The organism is Vulcanisaeta sp. JCM 16161 (assembly GCF_001316285.1).
In genome coordinates, this window is record NZ_BBDO01000001.1 from 252,317 (window position 1) to 276,104 (window position 23,788).

The following is a 23,788-nucleotide window of genomic DNA, read 5'->3' on the forward strand; positions in this document are numbered from 1 at the left end:
GTGCTTGGTTAGCATAATGTTTTTAATACCCACCCACAACCTGGTCTTGATGGCGAAGGGGCTTTACCACTATTTAGCCGAGGCGTGGGCTGGGGCTAGGAATAACTGGGTTTGGGACGTGGTAATGAAGCAGAGGTTGATAGAGTGGCGTAGGGAGCCATCCATTGTTAGTTGATAAGCCGACTAGGATTAACAAGGCTAGGCAGTATGGATATAAGGCTAAGCAGGGAATAATAGTTGTTAGGGTTAGGCTTAGGAGGGGTCCATTCAATAGGAGGAGACCGAACAGTGGTAGGAGACCAAAGAGAATGGGCGTCTACGGAATAACCACAAGCAAGAGCCTTCAGTTAATTGCTGAGGAGAGGGCCGCCAGGAAGCACCCAAACATGGAGGTTCTCGGTTCGTACTGGGTTGGTGAGGATGGGACCTATGTATGGTATGAAGTCATCTTAGTGGACCCGAATCACCCAGCCATTAGGAGTGACCCAGACTTTGCCTGGCTTGTTGGTAAGGAGGATAAGGAGGGACGTAGGAGGAGAAGGTTGAGGGAGAGGCAGAAGAAGTTGCTTGAGAGGTTAAGGAAGAGGGCTGAGCAGATCCAGCAGTCTCAATCTCAGCAGTCATAAGCCTACTTTTATGTCCATTAATCAATTAGATCTTGAGGTTAATATACATGCAACCGAGGACTTGGACAGGATCATTAATTACCTGGTTAAGTTATTAACGGATAAGGCGCCGATGGTTATTGAGGTGGTTTATGGGCATTATGGCAACCCAATATATAGGGTTCAATCATCCATTAGGGATAGGGAATTGGCAATGAGTATTGTTAAGTCGATATGCTCATCACTCGTGAATAGGGACTACCTATTAAGGACTATTGAGAGTAGGGTTGATGGTTCTGGGAGTGTCTTCCTCAGGCTTGATAAGCAGGAGTTTGTGAAAGGCCGTATCGTGCTTAATGATGGGGATGACGTAGTCAGGGTTAGGATCAGGGTTACGGGCATTAACGTCATACAGTTTATTAATGAGGTTTGTAAGTGAGCGTAGGTAATGTTTGTGGAGTTACACCTTAGTTCTACGGATAGGAGGTTAATTAGGCTACTCAAGGCGCTTGGCTATGGCTTGGTGGCGTTGGTGATCGGCGGTGGTAATGACATTGAGGAGATGCCCACCTTCAGGAAGCTCGTGATTACGCAGGGAAGCGCCTGGAAGATAAGGATGTATAAAAGCTTTGACCTGGTGTCTGTGATTCCGTGGAGTAGGTTCGTGCTTAATAAGTTAATAAGTGATGATAGGGTTGATGTAATAACGATTAACGAGGTTAATAGGAATATCCTGCCATCGAAGGATCAGGCCAGGGTTATGGCTAGGGAGGGTAAGGCATTGGAGATAGTCATAAACCCTATAGTGAGTAATGGTGAGGGTGGGCTGGCATTTTTAAGGAGTATTATTAATGAGTACTCAGCAATTGATGGCCTTAGGATAGTGGTGTCGCAGGGCATAGGTAAGGTGTCAGATGTTAGAAATCCTAGGGATGTTGCGAAGTTAATAGAGGTGCTGGCTGATGTCAACGCCAAGCCCTTGATCAGCGATAATCCGTATGAGGTAGTTGTAGATGCCTGTATAGGAGGGGTGTTTGTTTATGAGGTATGTGATAATTGATATTTACCCGAGAGAGTCCATGGACAGGGTAATCCCTGAGTTAAATAATTGGTTTAGGTCCTTCGCCGGCAAGGATGCCATCGGTGTTGAACCGAGAATTATTGCGAAGTATGAGGGCAGGGGTAGTTGGTCCTTCAAGTACCTAACAATTTACTTAAGTACTTAAGATCCGCCGTTGTAATGACTGGTAGAGGAGGCAATGCCGCAGTCGTTACCGTTAAGGTTACGGGCACCGTTAGAAAGGCCTTGGCAATAGCGTCCTCTGTGCCCTACCTATTCAATGAGTTTTCTGAGCAGGGATGATCAGCTCGTCGTGAGGTCCTCACGGCTCAGTTTTGATACCCATCATCACGCACGATATGCGCAATTCACAGGCTTAAATGGCTTTGTCTCCTATTCACGGTAATGGTGTTGCCTGCTTAATACTATAATAACCCCTGTTATAGTATATTAACGGTAGTTTATTACTCATTATCTGGCATCTACGACCTCGCCTATGAATATTGTGTGGTCACCACCTGGATATTTTGCAGTTACTCTACAATCTAGATAGGCTATTGTACCCTCAATTATTGGTGAGCCCGTCTTAGCAGTCCTAACTCTTAATCCCTTAAACCTCTCCTCCCTTGGTGCTGTGGCGAATTTAATGGCTAGGTCCTTCATGTCATCAGGCAGTATATTAACTGCATACACGTTTGACCTATCAATGGCCTCATGACTAGCCAGCCTCTTGTCAATGGCTATAAGCACCAGCGGCGGGTCGAGTGATAAGGACGTGAAGGAATTAACGGTGAGTCCATAGTACTCATTATTATAGACCGTGGTGACTATTGTTACGCCGGTTGGGTAATTTCTCATTATTGCCTTAAGTAATTCGCCGGATATGGACATTACGGCATTAAATACGTTGGTGTTAAAATGCTTTGTGTTCCTAATCATTACCTTTTAACGTATAGCCAGCACTTAACAAAGACGCCGGGCCTTGCCTCGACTACGGGTGGTTCCTGCCTCTTACAGATATCCATTGCGAATGGGCATCTTGGGTGGAATCTACAGCCAGGTGGTGGATTGGCCAGGTTGGGCGGTTCACCAGGGGCAACCTTCCTCTCCCTCAACCTATTGCTTGGGTCTGGATCTGGTATTGCCTCAATGAGTGATTGAGCGTAAGGATGAAGCGGGTTCTTAACCACGTCCCTGAAGGGGCCGTACTCCGCGAACTGGCCTGCGTACATTATCAGTATGTAATCGCTGAAATACTTCGCGGTTGAGATGTCATGGGTTATGTACATGAAGGCCATCTTATGCTTCTGTTGGATATCCTTAAGTATTGTCAGTATTTCAACCTTATTGACGCATCAAGCATCGAGACGGGCTCGTCAGCGACTATGAAGTCTGGGTTCGTTATTATGGCCCTGGCAATTGCAATCCTCTGTCTTTGACCACCGCTAAGCATGTGTGGGTATTTATTGATGAAGTCCTCCGGCGGTGTTAACTTAACCTCCTCAAGAGCCTGTAAATCCTCTCCTCCCTTTCCTCCCTGGGTACTCCCTGGACCATGAGTGGCTCCTCAAGTATGAAGTGAATACTATGGAATGGGTTTAGGCTTGAATATGGGTCCTGAAATACCATACTGACTCTCCTTCTAAATCCAATTTTCTTTAGGTCATCCTCTTTCATGTGCGTTATATCATTACCATCAAAGTATATCTCGCCAGATATCGGCTCAAGGAGTCTAATGAGTGTCCTACCTAGCGTAGTCTTACCACTACCAGACTCACCAACGATGGCCAATGTAATGCCCCTATCAATGCTTAGGCTAATATCATCAACGGCCTTGACATACCTGGGCCTTGCGAATAAGCCAGGCTTTATTGTATAGTATGTCCTTAATCTATGGGCAACAATAAGACTGTCCTTCCTAACCCATGGCGTATCCTCAAAGACCTCAGGCATATAGCAATTACGCCTTTCAAGGGATTGTTTAAAAATCTAACCTATATTTGCATTTATAATTTATTTGCATATAAATTACTTATATAACCAACAGGCCACGAGATGCTTCCTACTAGCCTTACCCTCAAGTTCCACCATTGGCGGTTCCTTAGCATCGCAAAGACCCTTCAAATAATCCCTATCCCTATAGAATGGGCATCTTGGGTGGAATCTACAGCCAGGCGGTGGGTTGATTAAACTTGGTACCTCGCCAGGTATGAATGATAAAGTCTTATCAACCCTTAGCGTTGGCACACTAGATATTAAGCCCTGGGTATATGGATGGCTTGGGTTTCCGTAAATATCCTCAGCGCCGCCTATCTCCACCATTTTCCCAGCATACATTATGGCAACGGAGTCAGCAAGTTCGCTTGCCAGTGCTAGGTCGTGGGTTATGAATATGTATGAAAGTTTATACTCCCACTTAAGCTTCTTAAGTAGGTTCATTATGTTTGCTTGGGTTATTACGTCAAGGGCTGATGTTGGTTCATCAAGAATAACTAGCTTAGGGTGAGCCATTATCGCCATGGCTATTATGACCCTCTGCTTCATACCACCGCTAAGTTGGTGTGGGTATCTACTCACGGTGTCCCTGGGCAATCCAACGGACTCCAGAGCGTCCATCGCCATTTTCAAGGCCTCATCCTTATTAGTTCCCTGCAATAGTAGTGGTTCAATCATTTGGTCACCAATCCTTATTACCGGGTTTAGGGCATTCATTGATGCTTGGGGCACCATGCAATCTTCCTCCACCTAATCTCCCTTCTAAACTCCTCCTCAGGTATGTGTAGGATCTCCTTACCATCAAGGTAAACCTCACCATCAACAAGCGACACATTCCTCTCCCAAACCCTAATAAGTAACTTAGCCAGTGTTGATTTTCCACTACCAGACTCACCAACAACGGCTAGGGTCTCCCCCTCGCTTAACTCGAAGGATACATCATCCACAGCCTTAACGATGCCCTTCGTGGTTGTGTAATAAAGCCTTGCATGCCTAACTTCAAGTAGTGCCATGTTTATCACCCATACCTAAGCCTTGGATTGACCACGGGCTCCGAGGCCATTGCGGTTAATATAAACACTACTGCCACGAATGCCACGAGAAGGCCTGGTGGTACGACCCACCACCAATAACCAGACGTCAATGCGCCAAACTCATCGGCGTAGTACAGGAGCATGCCCCATGTTGGATATTCGGAACCGGCAAGACCTAGGAAGTTTATTGATGCTAGTGTCAGTATTGCGCCGGGCACATTCGTGACGAGTAGATACAGTATGTACGGAATTATCTGGGGCAGTATGTGATTCCTCAATATCCACATCCTGCTTGCCCCTGCAATCATTGCCGATTCTATGTATTGGGCGCTCCTTATTTGCATGATCATCGCCCTAATAATCCTAGCCGATGCGCCCCAGGACACAATCGCCAGGAACATCACGGCATCCCAAATACTCCAACCAAACAGGACTGAGAAGACTATTAACAGCGGGAATGCGGGTAGAAGTATCACGAAGTCCGTAAGCCTCATTAATGCCTCATCAACAAGCCCGCCATAGAACCCAGCCACGATGCCTATTACCACCGCTATAACCACTATTATTAATGCGGAAAGAAGGCCAACAGCGAGGTCTATTGGGAAGCCGGCAAGTAAGCCGAGCCATAGGTCATGGCCTTCATTATCGGTACCCATTAGGCCATAGATCTGTCCCTGAAGCACTATCTCAAGGTCCTTCCTATTAATTACTGTGGAGTTTTGTGAAAATACGTAAAACACCATAACGAACTTATACGGCCCCTTCAACGGCACAAGCTTACCATCATCAACGGTATAGAATAGGTACGGCGTTGCTGATGACCCTGTGGGCACGACGCTACTTATGTGGTATTCCTCGTTATAGAATAGGTTTACCTGGCTCACAATCTCTGGAGTCACGCCGAGTGCTGTTACTCTTGTGTTAATGGGTAATGGGCCAAGTGTTATTTTGCTTCCATCAGTCTATAAATAGTTATTGACAATACTGGGGGCTGAGACATGCTATATATGGCTGGGTTGTTAATTACGATGAATAATTCATTCCACGGCTTATCATACTTATAATTAACACTGAACGTGACCGTAATATAGGTAACCCCATTCTGTTGCTGAACTGTGAATGTGTAATCATTTACGTAAACCTGCGGTGAATATACTGGGCCTATTATTGAGTCAATCCAGGCAGGTGGCGCGTACTGCGGGTTTAACTGCCAATACTTCGGATTATTCCATATGTTTGCGAAGTTTGGTGGCAGTACTATGAGTGCGTATATTGATACTACGATTAGGATTAGGAATAATGCAGCAGCCACTTTACCAGTGCTTGATGAAAAGAACGCCTTAGCGATCTCGCTGGGCGTCATTCCAAGGATCCTAAACTCACGCTGTTTCTTAGCCATACTCACCACCTTATTCCCTTAGCCTTGGGTCAAGCATTATATAAACAATTTCCATTATGAATATTATCACGATGTATAGCAGTGTTGATGCGTAAGTCAGCGCAACCACGACGGGTAGATCAGGCGTTGGAGAACCAACAATTGCTATATTATACACGTAGCCCAACCCCCACCAATGGAACACCATCTCTGTGACTAAGAAACCGCCGAATATTATGAATGGTATTGTTATGAAAATGCTCGTTAGTATTGATGGCGCTGCAGGTCTGAGTATGTATCTATTTACCACGTGGCTCTCGGGTAGTCCCTTAATCTTTGCGAAGGTCACGAAATCTTCCTGGGAAACGTTTAGCACGACGGTTCTTGCGAAGTATGCCCAACCACCGATGTTGATTATTAGCACGGTAATGAGGGGTAGTGTGAAGTGCCACAGTAAGTCGAGGACTGCCTGTGGTATTGTGAATACCTTAGCTGGGTCCGTTAGCCACAGTTCATAGTACTTGGGGCTTATAATACCGCCTGTTGGGAAGTAAATAGGTGAGTGAATCTGCGCTAGGTAGAATGAGAATATTAGTAGCATGACAATGCCTAGCCACCACTGAGGTATGCCATTAGCCAATGCTGCGTAGTACATTACGGCCCTATCGGTCTTAGAACCATACTTAAGGGCTGACCTAAGCCCTATCTCAATACCTATGAAGGCACTCAGTAATATTCCGAAGGTGTCGAGGAGTATCGTCCCAGGTAGTGCCGATAATATTATATCGACGACCTTACCACCACCAATATTACCATACTCACTTGGAAAGTATGAGTAGCCCCAGTTAAAGACAATCATGTTATACATGATGTAAAGTGTCCTAATTACAGGTGGCTTATTAAGCCCATAGGCATTCTCTAACTCAGTCATTATCTGGGTCTGTAACTGCTGTATCTGCGTTGAGTTGTAATGACCGTGAAGCATTAGATTCATTATTATTGACTTTGTCTCCATCATTATCTCATCCTTGAGAATCTTCGACGCAGGTCCTGCCAGGGCAAAGGATATTACGAAGAGCACTATGAATAGCAGGACAACGAGTGTTGCAGCCCTAACAGCCAGCGTCCTCGCAAGACCCATCGAACTTGAAGAGAATCCTCGCGTTATTTAAGCCTTACTAACGTTATGTAGGTCAATCTAGAATAAATATAAGAAAATAAATTTTAAGGAAAATTAATTTTACCTGGTTAATTTATCTTCTCCTTCTAATAGCTAGCCATGCGCCTATTGCAATTATTATTACAACTATAATTACTATTATGGCTATTAATAATGTCGTACTTACTGTTGGTGGCTTTGGTACCTTGGGCGGTGGCGGTGGAGGTGGTGGAGGTGGAGGTGGTGGTGATACGGTTAGTGATGTTACGTACTGAACAGGTATCTTAACGACGTTGGTGAACGCGTAGAGTAGTAATTCGTAGGTCCCTGGCGTTAGCGTTGCAGTTACATTGCTCGGTATTGTTATTGTTAATGTTCCTGGTGTTGTTGATGATGCGAAGGTCTCATAGATAATCTGCCCAGTGGCTGGGTTAATTAGGTATACATAAGCCTCGGGATTGCCAACAGCGCTCACACTGACCGTTAATGATGCGGTGGTGTTCACGGTTATAGTTGTTGGAGATACCGAGGTTATACTCGGTATTAGGTTAGTGGGTACTGAGGTTACGCCTAACCTAACAAAGACTTGGTTGAACCAGTAAGTGTAGTTATATGGATAGCCACTCCATCTAACGAGTATTGCGGACTGCGGTGTCACCGTGGTTATGCTCTTGAGTATGTATGGCCCATTACTGATCCAGAAGTTGCCATAGGTGTTGTAGAAGTTGAGGGCATCCTCATAGTCCTGGATGGCCGTTGCGGTTGCGTTTGGACCTAAGAAGTTATAGCCGTTGATTATAGCCCATGATCCATTATCCCATATGTAGCCCGTATTAATCCAGTTCTGAAGCACGCTAGCCAGGTACTGGTTGAACTTTGGTGACCTGAAGTCGGCCTGCGGTATACTTAATGATTGAGCCTCACCACTCGTGAATGCGTACTTACCCTGCTGATAGGCATAGAACTCTAGGGCAAGTACAACCCATGGATTGGCAAATGTTGGGAAGCCAGGTGCGTAGTACGCAGCACGAAGTTGGGGTCTGGGAACCAGTAGTTACCGTAAATAACCACTGTACCGTTCGGGAAGAACTGCATGCCAACAATAGTACTCACGGTTGGCGCTATTGTACTACCAACGTCGCTAGCAGTCGCCTGGTTAGGTCCTAGGTCTGGCGCCCCTGTCGTCGTTGTTGCCGCCAGGTCAAACCATGTGTAGTAGTAGAATATTATGTCGGCCATGCTTATTGGCTGGCCATCCTGCCAGTACTGGCCGAGCCAGGTGCCGTTGAAGTATAGGTAGACTATGGACTTGGCGTAGTGTCCAGGGCCAACATCCTGCCACTTCTCGGCGGTTGCATTCCAAATAACGGCATTGGGCGGTACTGGGAATATTGCTGAGCCATTCGGGCTAATTATTGCGTTCCAGGCACCCCTGATCGGCATTGGTTCGCCGGTGAATGGGTTGTAGAAGGCGAATGGGTCACTCGTGAATTCCTGAATGACATCATATGAGTAGGTGTCTATTGAGATGAACCACCCGAAGTTGTTCCATGGGAATTCACTGACGTGGAACATACCGACATTGAGCACATTGGGGTGAGTTGTTGAGTACGCGAACTTAATGCCTAGAGGCCACTCGAGACCGAATATGCTGGGCATCCAGTTGGTTAGGTTCTGTATTGGGTATGGGAATGTGGCTGCTACTAGCCAAACCCTCACGGCCTGCTGGAAGCAATCATAGAGGGCAGTCTTTGAGTAGCTCTCGAATTGTTGAAGTGATGTGAAGTTACCCGTGGCAACCCACGTGTTAATGTGTCAATCGTTGAGTTACTGTACTGCCAATAGCCAGTTACACCCCAACCAGGCATGTCGCCAGTCCATGAAGCACAGAAGTAGGCACCGGCATACGTGTCCCAGGCTCTGGGTATATCGTCCAGGCCTCAGTGTATATCTGCCACTCCATCTGTGCTGGGTTCGAGCCATAAACAATTGTTAAAGCCTCCGATAAGTCGCCGTATATTGGCTTGACAGTGAAGCTAGGCTCTCGAGCTCTGACATAAACATTTGACCAATGGCGTACCTGAATGGGTCATCCTTCCTAATGAAGAATATTATCGTGACCGGCTGCGGTGTTGTACTGTTTGGCGGTATGTAGTACCACTGATGATTAATGTATAGTATTCTACCGACCCATGGGTTGTACATGCCGTCGAAGTTTGGTGTCGTGTTTATTGCCTGGAATAGTGCGAAGATTGATTGGTTAACGTATGTTGGGTCATAGTGAATGTTAGCCTGGACAATCATTGGCTGAATCAGGAGTTGGCTATCTATTGCGAAGGGCCCTGGCCAATCATATACGGGTGTTGCGTAGCCTGAGAAGACCTGGGTTATTATTGCATGCCTATCAACTAGGTAGTTCATTAGGAACCTGAACTGCCAGTAGGCGAACGGGTTAAACGTGGTGTTGCTTGGGTATGGGTTGAAGAGTAGGTCGTAACCCGACGTTATTGCTGGACTAACCATCTGTATGCCAGGCGTTGTGCTTAACTGCGACAATACATTGGGCGGCAACGCGAATGGGTTCAGGTAAATATCTATCCTACCCGATGTGAAGTATTGAACAGCCTCTGTCGGCGTGACCTCATATAGATTTACCGTCGATGGCATTGTTTGTTGTGCATTAACAACAAGGCCCACTATCAGGAGTGCCGTTATTAGGGCAGCCACCGTTAGTGCAGGTATTTTGTTATTCGTCCTCCCTTGTTTAGGCATATCAAGCAATCCTGAATTAAGCTTTTAAATTTTTCCATGTATATTAATTATTGATTCTGTAAATCCAATTATTAATAATGCTATTACTATTATAAATAATATTGTGAGGATAATTGTTAATGCATTAATCATCTCAGGCCTATAAATACTGATTATCGTAACCTCCCCATCACCAACTGACGTTAGGTTAAGCCTAGTTATTGTTGTAAAGTTTAATTCCTTCAATTGATAGGGGCCTAAACTAGTCGTGTAATAGAGTGTTAATGTTATGTTGGTTTCAGGTATCCACTTAATTACTGTTAAGTTAACATTGAGATTGCTATTATTTGTTTCTAAAATGATAAAGGTGATTCCCGACGGATTTACAGCAAATGAGCCGTTGATTGGAGGCCCTTTATAATAATAATTAATACTAAATGGATTTAATATTATGTACACAGCGAGAATAACAGTAACTGCGCCAATAATATAGGCGGCAATTACAAATCTATTTCTAAGGATTTCACGAAGCATTACAAAACACGCACTTTTAACCTTTACACCTTTAGCTTTGTCCTTCTCCAGAACCTCCTTGCCGGATTCGTTAACACCCTCCTATCAGTCTTGGCAGTTACCCAAATCGGTGGCGCCCTATTTGACTTACCCGCCGCCGCAAGCCTTAACTTCCTACCCAACGGCTTATTCCTGGCCATTTCCCTCACCTATACCTTATCCTGAACTCCCTATGGGTCTGTTTATAAATTGTTTCTAGTATCTTCTTGAGGTCTTCATCTGTGATGGGCACCTTAATCCTGCCAGACTGGGCCAACGCGATTAATTGCTGCTCAAGGGCCTCAACGAGCTCCGGCTTAACAACCCTGAGGTTGTCAAGCCTCTCCCTGGCCTCGGGCGTTAGTATTACCCTAAGCACAGCCCTCCTCTGGGCAGCTAATTCCTGCTTCTTCCTCTCCTCCTCAATCTGCTTCTGAAGCTCCTGGAGCTTCCTCTGCCTAATGGCTTCAAGCTCATCCTCGCCCATTTCCTGATCACCACCCGTCTCATCTCCGTAATTCTCATCGATAGACATGTCATAACAAAGGTAATGAACCTATTTATTAACCTTAAACCCTCGTGAACTAACGGATTTAATCCTACTCAGTGGTTGTCTTTGGCGTTAAGTACTTAACTAGCTCAGGCCTTTGCTTAACTAATTCCTTAAATATGTTTAGGGCGACCTTATCGAGTAGCGACCTGCCCTGAGGCGTTATTACCCTGCCCTCCTTAGTCTTCATCACGAGACCCGCGGCCTCGAGTTGATGAAGTATATTCCTAATTATTGCACCACCAGCCTTCCTAGTCCTCTCACTCCTAACAGCACTACCGACCTTAGCCCTATAACTGAACGCCATCCTCAGGCTTCCAAGGCCCACGGGGCCATTTAAGTAAATCTTCCTTAGGATAGCCGCAGCCCTTACGTACCACCAATCCTCCTGCATCGGGGGTCGGTCCTTATTCGGCCCTGTCTTAACAAAAATAGCCCAGTCCGGCGGCTTTACCTGAGGCACATTCTCCTTTAAGTACTTAGCTAATTCCTTAATCAATAGGTCCGCGGGCACGTCCTTAACGCTTACCAAGGCCGATCAGGAATACGGGGTAGTTAGGGTTAATAAGCATTTACTTTATGCGGCCATTTATTACTGAATGATTATTAATCCTAGGTAAAGAATTTAATATGGGTTCCCGTGATTAAAAATTCATGACCTTCTCCATAGTGGCGACCGACGGTGTCGACGTAGGCGTCGCAGTCGCATCTAAATTCATTGCGGTGGGTGCAATAGTACCTCAGGCTAAGGCCGGTATTGGTGCCGTGGCGACTCAGTGCTATGCAAACCCGAGGCTTGGTTCGTTGATACTAAGGCTGCTTGAATCAGGGATCAATGCCAGTGATGCATTAACTAGGGCGCTCGGTGAGGACCAGGGCAGGGATGAGAGGCAGCTTGGTGTCGTATCTATAAAAGGTGATGCGGCTGCATACACGGGTTCTAAATGCTGAGTACGCGGGGCATATAGTGGGTAGTGGTTACACTGTCCAAGGTAACATACTCGTGGGTCCTGAGGTTCTTGAGAATATGGCTAAGGCCTTTGAGACTAAGCGAGGCGAGTTAGTGGATAAATTGCTCGAGGCTCTATCCGCCGGTGATGCAGCTGGCGGGGATAGAAGGGGCAGTCAGTCAGCGGCTATTATAGTGCTTAGGCCGGGTGGTGGTTACCTGGGCCTAACCGATACGTATGTTGATCTTAGGGTTGATGATCATCCAGACCCCGTTTCCGAATTACGTAGGTTATTCAGTATTTGGGAGTTAACGCTGTTGAGTAGGGAGGATCCTAATGACGTGGTTCTGAAGTCTGACGTTGCATTAACGGTTCAAAAGGTATTGAAGGTGCTTGGGTTCTATAACGGTGATGTCCATGGTAATTGGGATAAGGCCACTGAGGAGGCCTTTAGGGCGTGGGCTGGTTTTGAGAATTTTGAGAATAAGGTTAGGGATGATGATAAGATCTGGGGTTCGGTTTATCGCTACTTAATTAATGAGGCTAGGCGTAGGGCTTATTGGTTAACGATTAGAAGGATTAATAAATAGGTTGTTCTGTGGGTTTGTGCAATGGCCATTAAATTCTGCCCGAGATGTAAAAGCATAATGGTTTTAACAAAGAAGGACGGGAGAACTGTTTGGAGATGCCCGAAGTGCGGTTATGAGGAGGAGGCCAACACCAGTAATGCAAAGCTTGTTGAAAGGACGACCCTGGCTAGGAGATGATAAGCCAATAGTACTTACTAAGTCCGGTGAGGAGGCTCTGCCCAAGGTTAGGAAGACATGCCCGAGGTGCGGTTATGAGGAGGCTTACTTCTGGGTTCAGCAGACCAGGGCTGCTGATGAGCCGCCAACCAGGTTCTATAAATGCGTTAGGTGTGGGTATGTTTGGCGTGAGTATGAGTAAAACCGTAATTACTAAGTAATACTGTTTCTGCTGAGGATGTAGAGTTTATATTTAAGTGGCGGTTAGGTAATTTGATGTCTGAGGTAAAGATAACATACCCAGATGCGAAGGAGTTTTCGCAAATAATAGACGCGGTATCTGCGTTGATTGAGGAGGCGAACTTCACATTGGCTGGTGATGGACTTAAGCTAAGGGCGTTGGATCCTTCGAGGACCGCAATGATTGACCTATTAATACCCAGGGAGGCCTTTGAGGAGTTCCCTGAGAACCTTAGTGAGGAGGTTAGAATTGGCGTGAACTTTGACGACTTCAAGAAGCTGCTTAGGAGGATTAAGAAGGGCGATAAGTTGGGCATGGAGGTTAGTGAGGGTAAGCTCAGGGTTAAGCTTGTTGGTAAGGCCTCAAGGATAATGACGCTGCCGCTGATCGACATTGGCGCTGAGGAATTACCAACACCAAAGGTTGTGTATACAGTACTTGCTAAGGTATCCAGTGACGCGCTAAATGAGGCGCTTAAGGATGCCGATGTAATCGCCGATGCGGTTAAGTTCGATGCCAAGGATGACGGCTTATACGTATCTGCAAGTAGTGATAAGGGTGATGTCGAGGTTAAGTTTGAGAAGGAGGGTGAGGTGATGTTTGAGTATGACCTTAAGGAGCCGGCAACGGCTAAGTATAGCCTTGATTACTTGGTGGACACAGTATCAAAGGCGTATAGGATTAGTGATATAGTTACGATTGAGTTCGCCACGCAAAAGCCCATTGCGCTTACGTTCGAGATACCAATGGGTGGTAAGTTAACGTACTACATAGCCCCAATGATTGAGTAATTCCATACCATAATTAAATATTATGCTTTTACACTGTAAAAATGATTTTAATGCAGGAATTAGTGATATCAGTGTTTGGCATGTCAGGCTTCATTAATTTGGTAAAGGTGCTGTTTAGGAATTATTATAGAGGGGTTGACCTGTCTGAAATTAGTGATTTGGAGAGGAGGGAGTTTGGTTTTCAATTCTTCGATAAGGAGGGGATGATTAGGCACATTGCCTTTAGGAATGGCGATGAATTGAGACATTACCTGATAAGTAATGTTCCATCCCACGTATACTACTCATCAGCCCTTTATAACGACCCTGCTAACCAGGACATGGATGCCAAGGGTTGGTTGGGCGCTGACCTAATTTTCGATATTGATGGTGATCACCTACCGACGCAGAACTGCCAGGGCGTTGAATTAATGACGCTTGAGTGCCTCAATGACGCCACTGAGGAGGTAAATAAGCTCATTGATTTCCTAATTGAGGATTTTGGTTTTTCCGACTCATCAATTAAGATATTTTTCAGCGGGCATAGGGGTTATCACGTACATATTGAGCTACCCGATGTACGAGGCCTAACAGATGAGGAGAGGAGGGAGATAGTTGATTACCTGCTTCTGCGGGGTTTTGATATTGAGCGTTTAATTAGGGGTAATACCGTCCTCATAGATGCTGGGTTAAGGGGTATTGGTGGCAGGCTGGCGTCACTAATCCATGAGTTAGACCCTGACCTACTCAGCACCCTTAGTAATGATAGGAGGAGATTGAGCAAGTATGTAATTCGAAAACTTAAGTCCTTAAACCCCATAGTTAGTGAACGCCTGTCTACGCATGTCGATGAGGTGGTGACCATGGACGTGCATAGACTAATTAGGATGCCCAACTCACTTCATGGTAAGACTGGGCTCAGGGTTGTTAGGATTAGCCCAAGTGATTTGGAGAGGGGTGTTGAGTTTGTAATTGATAAGGCAGTACAGTTTAGGAAGGGGTCGTTAACGTTGAGACTGATTAAGAAATTGCCCGTGAGGAGGGTCTTGGGTGAGGATGTTAGTGGTGATGAGGGTAGTATTGTTAAAGTACCTACTTACCTGGCATATACCTAGTAATGAGTGGTTGGGGTGAGCCAGTTGATTAGTGATGTACTTAGGAGATTGATGGATTTCACAAAGCTTGAGGTAAGTACCGAGGAGATTCAAAGACCGCCATTTGAATCATACGCCCAATTAGTGCAGGAGTTGAATAGTAAATTATCAATGAGTGGTAATGTACTTGATAAGGAGTTGGTCGAATCCACGATGGGCATGGTTAGAGAAACAATAGCGATACTCGTTAGGAAGAGGATTGAGAAGATAATGAGGTATTACCAAGCCGGTAAGGAAGTACCTCAGGATGCATTACTCCCTGAGGAGAGGAGGTTCCTCATGCCATTGCTAGAGCTTAAGGTTACTGAAGCGCTAAGGAGTGAGGCTCAGGGATTGGCGATTGTGTCGTTTAAGAAGGGGTTCCCCGTACTTTATAGTGTTCGTCTAGTAACCATAGGTCCATTCTCTCAATTCGATATCGCGGTAATACCAAGGAGTGATGCCGAGGAACTTCTTCGTAGAGGGGTTATTGAAATTATTCGCTGACTCAACGGAGGTAAAAATATAAAAGGGGTTTCATCCTGTGGTTACTTCGTGAAGTTTCCCAAGGTTGTGAGGGTTTATTGCCCAAGGTGTAATGCGTATACGGAGCATACAGTGACTATTTACAGCCATGGAAAGAGGAGGAACCTGGCCGAGGGGCAGAGGAGGTATTTGAGGAAGCTTAAGGGTTATGGTTCGAGTAGGAAGCCTAAGCAGAAGAGGTTTGCAAAGACTACGAAGAAGATAGTTGTTAAGCTTCAATGTAGGCAGTGTGGTTATGTGCTAATGAGGACTGTCGGTAGGTTAAAGAAGCTTGAGTTAGCGGAGGCCAAGTGAGGTGGTGGTCATGCCCGCTAATTGGCGTTCAGTACTTGTTCCAAGGCCAAGGTCAAGGTTTCTAAGGGTTAGGTGTAATAATTGTGGTAATGAGCAGGTGGTCTTCGATAGGCCAGCCATGGTCATTAGATGCTTGGTCTGTGGTAACGTGCTCATAGAGCCAACGGGTGGTAAGGGTAGGATTGTTGGAGCAACGGTGGTTGCCGTCTATGAGTGAGACAATGAGTGAAAAAGTATAAATTACATAACACCCCCTCATAATCGATGAGTAAGAAGGAGGAGAAGATAGATGAAATTAAGAGGAATGTGCTATCAGTGAGGATTGCCAGGAAGGAGCTACCCGACATTGGCGAGCTAGTTATTGGGACCGTATATAGGATATTGGAGCACGGTGCGTATGTCCTTCTCGATGAGTATGGAGGTATTGAGGCCTATGCGCCAATTAACGAGGTTGTTCAGTCCTGGTTCCATGATATTAAGGATTACCTGAGGCCTGGCCAGAAGACCGTGTTTAGGGTTATTAGGGTTGATGCGCGTAGAAAATTGATTGATGTCTCGCTTAGGAAGGTTAAAGAGGAGGAGAAGAGGGAGAAGTTAACGAAGTGGAAGAGGACGCTTAGAGGCGTGAAGCTTCTTGAGCTTGTTGCTAAGAAACTAAATATGTCACTTGATAAGGCGTTGCAAGACTTTGGGTGGAAACTCGAGGATTACTATGGAGACTTCCTATCAATATTTGAGAACGTGGCTAAGTACGGGCCGGATGACCTCAGGAAGTTGGGCCTTAACGACGACGTTATTAACGCCATTATGGAAATAGCTAAGGAGAGGGTTGAGGTAGAGCCCGTGGAGATTTCGGGCATAATTAGGATGATTAGTATTAAGCCCGATGGCGTTAGACATGTTAGGGACGTACTGCTTAAGGCCATGGAATTGGCTAAGAAGGAGGGTGCTGAGAGCGTTAAAATATACACAATCGGTCCTCCCAGGTATAGGATAGACATCGTGGGTAAGGATCCAAAGAAACTGGAGCAGGTACTTAAGGACGTGGTTAACCTAGTCACCACAGAGATTAAGAAGAGGGGTGGCGAGGCCAGCTTCACGAGGATAGGCGAGTGAGGTAGGTGGTGATTATGGATCAATACTGAGGAGGTGCAAGAACTGCGGTAGGTACACCCTAAGGAAGGATAGATGCCCATACTGCGGTGGTGAACTTGAGGTACCGCACCCACCTAAGTACTCACCCGATGATAAGTACGGTAGGTATAGGTTGATCATGAAGATAATGAGCGGGAAGATAAGGCTTAGCCCGGAAGTAATGAATATGATTATTTCAGGGTCCCCCCAAACCAAGTCTCAGTGAGCTCGGGTTAATGTCTGATTACGCGCTAATGCCTCTAGGACACTGTAATTGATCTTATAAATTATCACCCAACCATACGGCCTAGACACATAGACCAACTGGGCCCAGGGTGGTGGTTGCAGTAGGTAGTACCAAGGCGTTATTGGCCCATTATAACCGGGTATGCCCACGTAAGTCAACTTAAGCGATGTGGCGTTTACGCCAGGCATTATCGTTGGTACGCCCTCAAATACCCAGTAAGTTGGCATGCCATTTATGGTGCACGTTGACCACACGACATACGAGGCATCAATAACCTCTGAGTTAAACATTAGGCTATAGAGTGTTACGTTATAGGCCGCATAGAATGTATTGTTGGCGTATGGGACGTAAATCGTTGACGAACCGACCTGGGCAGGCGATATGAATGTGTTCAGTATGTAGTTATTTGTGTAACCCGCTATCCTAGCCATCCAATAACTCTTGGCGAAATCACCACCTGCTGGGTACTCGGGTATGAGCACGCATATGGATCCAAGGCCGTAATTCGTTAGATTCACTGGAAATACCGTGTATGGTTCAAAGATCAATATGTACTGCGGGTCATGTAATTCATTCAGTTTTTCTAGAACGCCCGTATAATTATACGGATTAGACATGAAGAAGCTACCTATCAACGCTATTTGTGTGCTATTCACGGTTGAGTTATCCGCTAGGCTAGTCCTATTCCCTATGACCGCAATCCAATAGCCGTAATCCCACCAGGAAAGCACAGTGGCGTTTGGTGGTGTGTTGTAGGACAACCACTGGAGCGCGTCTAACCAATCAGGTGTTGGTATTGGTGGCGTCACAGTACTAACTATTTGCTGAGGCATTATGGACATTGAGAGAGCGGGCTGTATGTTTACGACAAACGCAATGGCCAGTACAATACCAAGTAATGCGGCTATGGATAAGCCAACAAGGATGCGCCTATCCAATGCAAGTTCCACAAGCTTCACGAAGCCATACGCAGTGGCGGGAACCCAAAATAGGCCAAGTAACATGAAGAGCCAGACCTCTGAGGATGCGAAGTAGGCCGCGGCCAGTGATCCAAGGCTGATCAGTATTGCTGGGAGTGATAATGACATTACGGAGAAAAGCATTGTGTATACTACAAATGGTATTGTTATTGAGACATTATACATGCTCTGTTGAAGTGTTGATGGGGAGTGCTCTGCAACACTTTGCACAATTGCACTCCTAGCAAGCGGTAATAATGCGCCTAGGAACTTACCACCCACTGAGGTGAAGCTTAATCCAATAACGGCGACCACAAGCACGACTACGGCCACAAGGAAGTACCTGACCACGGGAACCACGATCCTCGGATACCTTGGATACAACTTGATTAAGGCATAAGCTATTATCGAGAATATTAACGCGGCATTAGCCACCCCACCCATTCCTGAAACCAACGTGTGGAAGCCGTACCTCGGGGTTATCGCCACAAAGGCTGAGAACCTAGGTCAGTGAGTATGTAGGTTATGACTAACTTATCGATAGTGAATGGTAGGCTTTGTCTCCTGGCAATCCTAATGAGTAGGTAGAGTAGTACTATTATTGTGAATAGGCCGTAGAAGTTCCATAGGAATACGTAGGAACCCCACACCCAAGTCGTTATTCCGTTAATTATTGCCGAGAGTACGGCAAAGAGTATCCAGTAATTGTCTTTTCTGATCAATGACTCGATGTAAAAGGCAATGCCTAAGGTGGCTATGAATTGAAATATCGGCTCAGCGGCAAACCAACCAGCCGTACCCCTCTGCAGAAACATTGTGGTGAACACGGACCACAAAGCCGCTAGTAAGCCAACGTACTTACCGCCAAGTCTATAACCAAGGTAGAACATTGCCGGTACAACGGCCGCGTTCGCTATTGCGGGTAGTAGTATGACCGACTGCAGTAGGTCAAAGCCTAAATGCGATAGCACCTTATATGCGAGTACCCCAAGCCAGGAAACACCTGGTGATAATATTATGGTCCAGTTGGCGCCCCATGGATACCAGAAGTGCGTGAATATTGCGCCATAACCCTTATGAAGCCACCAGAGGAGTCCCTTGATCGTTCCGTACTTAAGCATTTGCTCGGTCATGAAGAGCCTTATGTATGGGTCAAACTCATTTATGTACCAGCCATAGAGTAGCACGGGGTATAACCTAAGGTAATAGGCGAGTAATGTGAATGAGACTATGGCCGAGAGCATCGCAATCCACTGCGTGATCTTAATATCAGGAGGAATTGTAATTACTGCCTGGGTTATGGTCTCCACCCTAGCCTTACTAATGGTCTTCGCCCTACTCATTACGGCTTGATTAGATAGTCGATTTAAAAGTATTTTTCACAGGCAAGGATACGAAAAATAAATTAACATACCGGCTAAACATTGGCCGTGGAATGCGTTGAATTAATAAGTGATGCTTCCCACGCCGTAATATGTAGAAGAGGTGCGTATTTGCTTAAGTGGTCGGTCTCTGGTAAGGACGTGGTATTGCCAGGTGATCTTAGTAGACCAACGTGGAGTGGTATGGCCATAATGATACCATTTGCGAATAGGGTGAGGGGTGGTGAGTATGAATTTGAGGGTGTAAGATATTACCTGCCTAGGAATGAGGAGGGTCATGCAATCCACGGGCTTGTGCTGAGCGAGGATTGGGATATTACGTCCCTCGGTAGTGCTAATGCAACATTTAAGTACGTCCTTAACCACCCTGGTTACCCAACCGAGTTGACGTCAACGATTAAGTACACGTTAGATGATAATAGTCTCAGTGTTGAGATCGTCATACGGAATACGGGGTTTAGAAACGCACCACTGGTCGTTGGTGCCCACCCATACTTCATAGTCAGAAATGATTGGAGGATTCATGTTCAGGGGGATGCGCTAATGTGCGAGACTATCGATAAAATACCAACCGGTAAATTAATACCGTTTAACCTGAATAATACAATAAGGAGGGAGTTTGACGACTGCTTCTTAATAAATAGTGACATAATGCTAGAATCCCAATACTCATCTATAAAAATAATAAGGCATAACATGCCTTACGTCCAAATATTCACGGGAGTACCCAATGCCATTGCCATAGAACCAATGAGCGGTGCACCGGATGCATATCATAATGGCATGGGACTAACCATAATAAGGCCAGGTGAGGAGAGGAGGTATGGCTTCACGATGAGTGCCCTGAGGATTTAAACGAGAAAAACTAAAAAAATCAATAAATATACACCATACTCGGCCCCGTAGCTCAGCATGGATAGAGCGGCGGCCTTCTAAGCCGTAGGTCGTGGGTTCAAATCCCACCGGGGCCGCTAGTTTTTGCTTTATTCTCATTACTTCATTTACATGCCATAACGGGCTCCTCGTAACCGAATTAATTTTAATTACCCTGCATTACATATGAGATAATGGATGATTGAGGTTTCTGGTCGCTGATTAATGACGAAACCCTGCCCATCATGATAAAGAATCAGGATATTACATTACTACAGGGGTTAGATTTTATTTAGGTTCTTCAAAATTCTCTCAATTTTCCTATTAACTCCAACACAGCCTCCCTATGTGCTTCGAAGTTTTCCCTGCTCATGAAGTTGTGGTAGAAATTTGCGTGCAGTCTCTCTGCCATGCTAAAATCAACTAGTATTGACTTATCATTAATTTCTTTATATAATCTCTCGACTACTTCGTCGTAGTCCCTGCGGCTGTGGTGCTCCCAGCCCCTTGACTCGGCTATTGCGTTGAGCAGTGCCGTAACCGCGCCCCAGTACTTCTCACCAGCCTGAGCAAGGTCGCCCCTAGCATAAAGCTCCTCAGCACTCCTCAAATAATCCTCACTGAGCCTCATATAGACCTCAACCCTACGTGAAGGATCAAGCCCCTCGGCCACTAAATCAACCATGAAATCCTCAATACCCCTACCACCAGCTAACTCCTTAAGCAGTTCCGCAATCATTGGCGATAACACTAATGCCGCAGGGATAAAATCGCTATGTTTATTTAATCCCTTTCTACATGATTTTACGGGCTCAGAATGAGCTCTCTCACCTCATCTATCATTTCCCTGACCTTATCAAGCTCCCTCCTCACAAAGTCTTCATCGCATAAGCCATCATAGAAGCAATCAATGTGTAGGAACTTCTCCCTAGCCGCATATCTATCCCTCAAGTGGTCAAGGCCGAGCCTACTTAATGCATCCCTCCTCTCCCTATAAGTCCTGGCTTCAATACCCTTAGCCTTAGTAACGCATCAATGGCCTTACTAACGGCTAACCAACTTCTCCGCGGCATCCCTTAATAACATGGGATCCCTAGATTTTACGTACTCATTCAATTCAACAAGGGCCGCCTCAAGGGCCTTAACAGCCTCATTTAAAGCCTCGCTCATGTTTATATACGATGTATAAGTAATAACCCATGAATTTAAACATTTATTTTTAAGCACGTCCTTAACTTCATGATTAACTTAATGGCATCCTCCCTATGGGCGTTAAAGGAGGTTCTGCCCAGGAAATTATGGTAGAAATTAGCATGAACGCCTCAACGCTTGAGAATAACCTGGTATATTCGGGGTCATTAGTTATTTCCGTTAGTTAAGACGCTATCTCCTTGAGGTCTCTATGGCCGTAATGATACTTGTTCAACCTCTCACCGACGATATTAAGCAAAGCCGCCACGGCCCCCCAGTATTTTTCACCGGCCTGAACAAGATCACCCTTGTTATAAAGCTCCTCAGCAGCCTTGAGGTAATCTTCGTGAAGCTTTAGGTATACTCAGTACTGTGTGGAGGATTAAGTTCCTCGGCTATTAAATCAACTATGAACTCCTCAGTCTTTACTCCTCGCTGATGTACTTACGTAGTGCGAATAATATTCCTAGTGTTATTAATAATACCATGAATGACGTTATGTACTCAATATTCATTGGCAGTACGAAAATACCACCCTCCTTAACCCTGATAGTAACATCCTATACGCTAAGTACGAGAATATCGAGAGCAGGAGTATTTTTATTGTCGATCCCCTGGCCCTTGGTAGTATGCGTGTTGATACGTTAGCGCCAATCACAATACCTATTACTGACGCCATTGCCATGAATGGCTGTATATAACCAAAGAACCAATAAAGTGTCCCGCTTGTCGCCGCAGTTACGCCAACTATTAGGTTGCTGGTTGCCGAGGCTACTTTAATGGGTAATTCCGCAGCCCAGTAAAGGGCAAGCATATTTATTGGTCCGCCACCAATTCCAAGAAGGCCCGATATTAATCCACCGAAGAGCATTATTCCCCGTGCCCTCACTAAGTTATCTCTTCTTACTCCATAATTAACGTATACCTTCAACGCCTGGTCAAGATAGGAGCCGGTGATTACGTAGGAATCCCTTACACTTATTGGTAATGCCGTCATTACGTGCCGTCTAGGCTTGGCTACGAGAGCCATGGCCATGTACATGACGCCGCTAAATATTAGGTAAAGTATCCAATTATAGCCGGAGCTGATTATGTGATATGCCATTAACGACCCTATTATGACTGCCGGTGCCCTTCTCTGCCCAATTACCTGAGGTGATTAGGAGTAACTATGGTAAGTGTTGATAGGAAGTTCCATGGTAATGGAATTATTGAGCACATATCAGAAACGGGCGATAGGGTATTCACGGTAAAGGTCGGTTTACCACCAAATAGTAGGGTTAGTATTGATACTCTTGAGAAGTTCATAGACATTGCCGATAAATACGGCTTGGTGTTGTTAGGGCTACCAGGGGCATGAACCTCGAATTCGTAACTGACAGCCTTGATAAGGCCTTGAAGATTAAGGAGGAGGTCGAGAAGCTAGGCTTCCCAGTAGGAGGGTGGGGAGCGTCATTGTGGCACATAACGTCATGCACAGCCTATCTAACATGCACGACAGCGTAGTAGACGCACCATCAATAACCCAAGTCCTCTACAACCACCTAAAGCCCTTCTTCACTAGTGAGGAGAAGTTACCGGCCAAATTAATGATTTTTGTGGCAGGTTGCCCAAACATATGCGGCGGCACGCTTGCCGGTGACATCGTGATTGTTGGTCATTATGGCCAAGCACCCAAGCCCGACCCAGAGAGGATAAAGTTCTGCTTACCAGCCAGTGCGGAGGCTCTTAAGAAGGCGGTACCTGACGTAGCCGCTGTTTGCCCCGTTGGTGCAATTAAGGTCTTCGGCAACCAGACGGTTCGGTGGTTATCGAGGTTGATGAGAGGAAGTGCATAGCATGCAGTAGGTGTAAGAATGTATGTGACTACTTTGATTGGGACCCAGCCAAGATAGGTGTTGCGATATTTGTAGGTGGTAAGACGAGTAACACAGGTACAGGGCCAAGACTGCCCTATAAGGTCGTTCCATGGCTACCGGTCAACCCGCCTGAGTACAGGGAAATTGTGGCGGCCGTGAGAAAGATAATAGACGTGTGGCGCTAAGACGCTAAACCGGGTGAGAGACTTGGTGACTTTATTGATAGGATCGGCATTGATGAGTTCATGAACAGACTGGGTGTTCCGAGGACTAGGCATAATAGGTGTGAGGAGGCTTCCTGGAACTTTGGTGTTAGGCAGTTCATAACATACATGTAATTAATAGATGTCTTATTAAAATTTGTTAAAAATGATTAAAC

31 protein-coding genes, 1 tRNA gene and 6 pseudogenes are annotated in these 23,788 nt (G+C 45.7%); 17 read left to right on the plus strand and 21 right to left on the minus strand.

The window, feature by feature from the left end:
• Positions 1 to 49 precede the first annotated feature (49 nt).
• The 4 genes and pseudogenes from JCM16161_RS01500 to JCM16161_RS13820 all read left to right on the plus strand — a co-directional run bounded on the left by JCM16161_RS01500 (position 50) and on the right by JCM16161_RS13820 (position 1,831).
• A pseudogene (locus JCM16161_RS01500) lies at positions 50 to 626 on the plus strand (50S ribosomal protein L15e).
• A gap of 10 nt (positions 627 to 636) precedes the next feature.
• On the plus strand, positions 637 to 1,044 hold the full coding sequence (locus tag JCM16161_RS01505) for an exosome protein (protein WP_054854772.1): 408 nt from the start codon (positions 637 to 639) through the stop codon (positions 1,042 to 1,044).
• 9 nt (positions 1,045 to 1,053) lie between these two features.
• Positions 1,054 to 1,665 carry an RNase P subunit p30 family protein gene (locus JCM16161_RS01510; protein WP_243668460.1) on the plus strand — a complete coding sequence of 204 codons (612 nt, stop codon included), beginning with the start codon at positions 1,054 to 1,056 and terminating at the stop codon, positions 1,663 to 1,665.
• The gene (locus tag JCM16161_RS13820) at positions 1,655 to 1,831 is read left to right on the plus strand and encodes a hypothetical protein (protein ID WP_243668462.1); all 177 of its coding nucleotides are present in this window, start codon (positions 1,655 to 1,657) and stop codon (positions 1,829 to 1,831) included. The genes JCM16161_RS01510 and JCM16161_RS13820 overlap by 11 nt, the downstream gene beginning before the upstream one ends.
• Before the next feature lie 305 nt (positions 1,832 to 2,136).
• Here JCM16161_RS13820 and JCM16161_RS01520 read toward each other — a convergent pair whose 3' ends face one another.
• From JCM16161_RS01520 to JCM16161_RS01565, 15 genes and pseudogenes are all read right to left on the minus strand, one after another.
• Positions 2,137 to 2,604 (minus strand): flavin reductase family protein, encoded by a 468-nt coding sequence (locus JCM16161_RS01520; RefSeq protein ID WP_243668464.1) that lies wholly within the window; start codon positions 2,602 to 2,604, stop codon positions 2,137 to 2,139.
• Positions 2,604 to 2,963 (minus strand): hypothetical protein, encoded by a 360-nt coding sequence (locus tag JCM16161_RS13825; protein WP_243668466.1) that lies wholly within the window; start codon positions 2,961 to 2,963, stop codon positions 2,604 to 2,606. The genes JCM16161_RS01520 and JCM16161_RS13825 overlap by 1 nt, the downstream gene beginning before the upstream one ends.
• A 32-nt stretch (positions 2,964 to 2,995) precedes the next feature.
• Positions 2,996 to 3,118, minus strand: coding sequence for an ATP-binding cassette domain-containing protein (locus JCM16161_RS13830; RefSeq protein ID WP_243668468.1), 123 nt, complete (start codon positions 3,116 to 3,118; stop codon positions 2,996 to 2,998).
• Between the two features lie 35 nt (positions 3,119 to 3,153).
• On the minus strand, positions 3,154 to 3,537 hold the full coding sequence (locus tag JCM16161_RS13835; RefSeq protein ID WP_243668689.1) for an ATP-binding cassette domain-containing protein: 384 nt from the start codon (positions 3,535 to 3,537) through the stop codon (positions 3,154 to 3,156).
• Between the two features lie 156 nt (positions 3,538 to 3,693).
• A pseudogene (locus JCM16161_RS01530) lies at positions 3,694 to 4,673 on the minus strand (ABC transporter ATP-binding protein).
• Between the two features lie 5 nt (positions 4,674 to 4,678).
• The gene (locus tag JCM16161_RS13840; protein ID WP_243668470.1) at positions 4,679 to 5,593 is read right to left on the minus strand and encodes an ABC transporter permease; all 915 of its coding nucleotides are present in this window, start codon (positions 5,591 to 5,593) and stop codon (positions 4,679 to 4,681) included.
• Positions 5,594 to 5,637: 44 nt separating this feature from the next.
• Positions 5,638 to 6,093: a hypothetical protein gene (locus JCM16161_RS13845; RefSeq protein ID WP_243668471.1), complete on the minus strand. Its 456-nt coding sequence runs from the start codon at positions 6,091 to 6,093 to the stop codon at positions 5,638 to 5,640.
• 10 nt (positions 6,094 to 6,103) lie between these two features.
• Entirely contained in the window at positions 6,104 to 7,213 is a 1,110-nt protein-coding gene (locus JCM16161_RS01540; RefSeq protein ID WP_054854773.1) for an ABC transporter permease, read from the minus strand.
• Positions 7,214 to 7,325: 112 nt separating this feature from the next.
• On the minus strand, positions 7,326 to 8,084 hold the full coding sequence (locus JCM16161_RS13850) for a hypothetical protein (protein WP_243668473.1): 759 nt from the start codon (positions 8,082 to 8,084) through the stop codon (positions 7,326 to 7,328).
• Between the two features lie 113 nt (positions 8,085 to 8,197).
• A complete protein-coding gene (locus tag JCM16161_RS13855) occupies positions 8,198 to 8,950 on the minus strand; it encodes a hypothetical protein (protein ID WP_243668474.1) in 753 nt (250 codons plus the stop codon).
• Positions 8,951 to 9,223: 273 nt separating this feature from the next.
• Positions 9,224 to 10,003: a hypothetical protein gene (locus JCM16161_RS13860; RefSeq protein ID WP_243668476.1), complete on the minus strand. Its 780-nt coding sequence runs from the start codon at positions 10,001 to 10,003 to the stop codon at positions 9,224 to 9,226.
• 24 nt (positions 10,004 to 10,027) lie between these two features.
• Positions 10,028 to 10,516 carry a hypothetical protein gene (locus tag JCM16161_RS01550; RefSeq protein WP_054854774.1) on the minus strand — a complete coding sequence of 163 codons (489 nt, stop codon included), beginning with the start codon at positions 10,514 to 10,516 and terminating at the stop codon, positions 10,028 to 10,030.
• Positions 10,517 to 10,539: 23 nt separating this feature from the next.
• Positions 10,540 to 10,695: a 50S ribosomal protein L39e gene (locus tag JCM16161_RS01555; RefSeq protein ID WP_013337149.1), complete on the minus strand. Its 156-nt coding sequence runs from the start codon at positions 10,693 to 10,695 to the stop codon at positions 10,540 to 10,542.
• Between the two features lie 5 nt (positions 10,696 to 10,700).
• Positions 10,701 to 11,069 carry a DNA-binding protein gene (locus JCM16161_RS01560; RefSeq protein WP_054854775.1) on the minus strand — a complete coding sequence of 123 codons (369 nt, stop codon included), beginning with the start codon at positions 11,067 to 11,069 and terminating at the stop codon, positions 10,701 to 10,703.
• 64 nt (positions 11,070 to 11,133) lie between these two features.
• Positions 11,134 to 11,616 carry a 30S ribosomal protein S19e gene (locus JCM16161_RS01565; protein WP_054854776.1) on the minus strand — a complete coding sequence of 161 codons (483 nt, stop codon included), beginning with the start codon at positions 11,614 to 11,616 and terminating at the stop codon, positions 11,134 to 11,136.
• 122 nt (positions 11,617 to 11,738) lie between these two features.
• Between JCM16161_RS01565 and JCM16161_RS13865 the strand changes: the two are divergent.
• From JCM16161_RS13865 to JCM16161_RS13875, 10 genes and pseudogenes are all read left to right on the plus strand, one after another.
• Positions 11,739 to 12,258 (plus strand): annotated as a pseudogene (locus tag JCM16161_RS13865) (DUF1028 domain-containing protein); the annotation flags it as partial.
• Between the two features lie 117 nt (positions 12,259 to 12,375).
• Positions 12,376 to 12,624, plus strand: a complete 249-nt coding sequence (locus JCM16161_RS13870; RefSeq protein WP_243668691.1) for a hypothetical protein — start codon at positions 12,376 to 12,378, stop codon at positions 12,622 to 12,624.
• Positions 12,625 to 12,645: 21 nt separating this feature from the next.
• Positions 12,646 to 12,982, plus strand: a pseudogene (locus tag JCM16161_RS01575) (transcription factor S).
• A gap of 74 nt (positions 12,983 to 13,056) precedes the next feature.
• Positions 13,057 to 13,812: a proliferating cell nuclear antigen (pcna) gene (gene pcn / locus JCM16161_RS01580; RefSeq protein ID WP_054854777.1), complete on the plus strand. Its 756-nt coding sequence runs from the start codon at positions 13,057 to 13,059 to the stop codon at positions 13,810 to 13,812.
• A gap of 50 nt (positions 13,813 to 13,862) precedes the next feature.
• Entirely contained in the window at positions 13,863 to 14,906 is a 1,044-nt protein-coding gene (priS, locus tag JCM16161_RS01585; RefSeq protein WP_243668478.1) for a DNA primase catalytic subunit PriS, read from the plus strand.
• Positions 14,907 to 14,912: 6 nt separating this feature from the next.
• Entirely contained in the window at positions 14,913 to 15,431 is a 519-nt protein-coding gene (locus JCM16161_RS01590; protein ID WP_243668480.1) for a hypothetical protein, read from the plus strand.
• A gap of 48 nt (positions 15,432 to 15,479) precedes the next feature.
• Positions 15,480 to 15,764: a 50S ribosomal protein L44e gene (locus tag JCM16161_RS01595; RefSeq protein ID WP_054854778.1), complete on the plus strand. Its 285-nt coding sequence runs from the start codon at positions 15,480 to 15,482 to the stop codon at positions 15,762 to 15,764.
• A 10-nt stretch (positions 15,765 to 15,774) separates the two neighbouring features.
• Positions 15,775 to 15,981, plus strand: coding sequence for a 30S ribosomal protein S27e (locus tag JCM16161_RS01600; RefSeq protein ID WP_054854874.1), 207 nt, complete (start codon positions 15,775 to 15,777; stop codon positions 15,979 to 15,981).
• Between the two features lie 47 nt (positions 15,982 to 16,028).
• The gene (locus tag JCM16161_RS01605; protein ID WP_054854779.1) at positions 16,029 to 16,880 is read left to right on the plus strand and encodes a translation initiation factor IF-2 subunit alpha; all 852 of its coding nucleotides are present in this window, start codon (positions 16,029 to 16,031) and stop codon (positions 16,878 to 16,880) included.
• 22 nt (positions 16,881 to 16,902) lie between these two features.
• A complete protein-coding gene (locus tag JCM16161_RS13875) occupies positions 16,903 to 17,124 on the plus strand; it encodes an RNA-protein complex protein Nop10 (RefSeq protein WP_243668692.1) in 222 nt (73 codons plus the stop codon).
• Here the strand turns inward: JCM16161_RS13875 and JCM16161_RS13880 are convergent.
• Together JCM16161_RS13880 and JCM16161_RS13885 are read right to left on the minus strand one after the other, a co-directional pair.
• Complete coding sequence (locus JCM16161_RS13880) at positions 17,118 to 18,593, minus strand: hypothetical protein (RefSeq protein ID WP_243668482.1); 1,476 nt, start codon at positions 18,591 to 18,593, stop codon at positions 17,118 to 17,120. The two genes, JCM16161_RS13875 and JCM16161_RS13880, sit on opposite strands and share 7 nt — an antisense overlap.
• Complete coding sequence (locus tag JCM16161_RS13885) at positions 18,584 to 19,447, minus strand: hypothetical protein (protein ID WP_243668484.1); 864 nt, start codon at positions 19,445 to 19,447, stop codon at positions 18,584 to 18,586. The genes JCM16161_RS13880 and JCM16161_RS13885 overlap by 10 nt, the downstream gene beginning before the upstream one ends.
• Before the next feature lie 87 nt (positions 19,448 to 19,534).
• Here JCM16161_RS13885 and JCM16161_RS01620 point away from each other — a divergent pair, with 87 nt between their 5' ends.
• Both JCM16161_RS01620 and JCM16161_RS01625 read left to right on the plus strand, forming a co-directional pair.
• Positions 19,535 to 20,341, plus strand: coding sequence for an aldose 1-epimerase (locus JCM16161_RS01620; protein ID WP_054854875.1), 807 nt, complete (start codon positions 19,535 to 19,537; stop codon positions 20,339 to 20,341).
• Between the two features lie 41 nt (positions 20,342 to 20,382).
• Positions 20,383 to 20,457 (plus strand) — tRNA-Arg (locus tag JCM16161_RS01625).
• A gap of 203 nt (positions 20,458 to 20,660) precedes the next feature.
• Here the strand turns inward: JCM16161_RS01625 and JCM16161_RS01630 are convergent.
• From JCM16161_RS01630 to JCM16161_RS01640, 4 genes and pseudogenes are all read right to left on the minus strand, one after another.
• The gene (locus JCM16161_RS01630; protein ID WP_054854876.1) at positions 20,661 to 21,098 is read right to left on the minus strand and encodes a PaREP1 family protein; all 438 of its coding nucleotides are present in this window, start codon (positions 21,096 to 21,098) and stop codon (positions 20,661 to 20,663) included.
• A 65-nt stretch (positions 21,099 to 21,163) separates the two neighbouring features.
• On the minus strand, positions 21,164 to 21,310 hold the full coding sequence (locus tag JCM16161_RS13890; protein WP_243668486.1) for a hypothetical protein: 147 nt from the start codon (positions 21,308 to 21,310) through the stop codon (positions 21,164 to 21,166).
• Between the two features lie 254 nt (positions 21,311 to 21,564).
• Positions 21,565 to 21,961 (minus strand): annotated as a pseudogene (locus tag JCM16161_RS13895) (PaREP1 family protein).
• 100 nt (positions 21,962 to 22,061) lie between these two features.
• Complete coding sequence (locus tag JCM16161_RS01640; protein ID WP_054854781.1) at positions 22,062 to 22,655, minus strand: sulfite exporter TauE/SafE family protein; 594 nt, start codon at positions 22,653 to 22,655, stop codon at positions 22,062 to 22,064.
• A gap of 17 nt (positions 22,656 to 22,672) precedes the next feature.
• Between JCM16161_RS01640 and dsrB the strand changes: the two are divergent.
• Positions 22,673 to 23,747, plus strand: a pseudogene (gene dsrB / locus JCM16161_RS01645) (dissimilatory-type sulfite reductase subunit beta).
• Positions 23,748 to 23,788 lie beyond the last annotated feature (41 nt).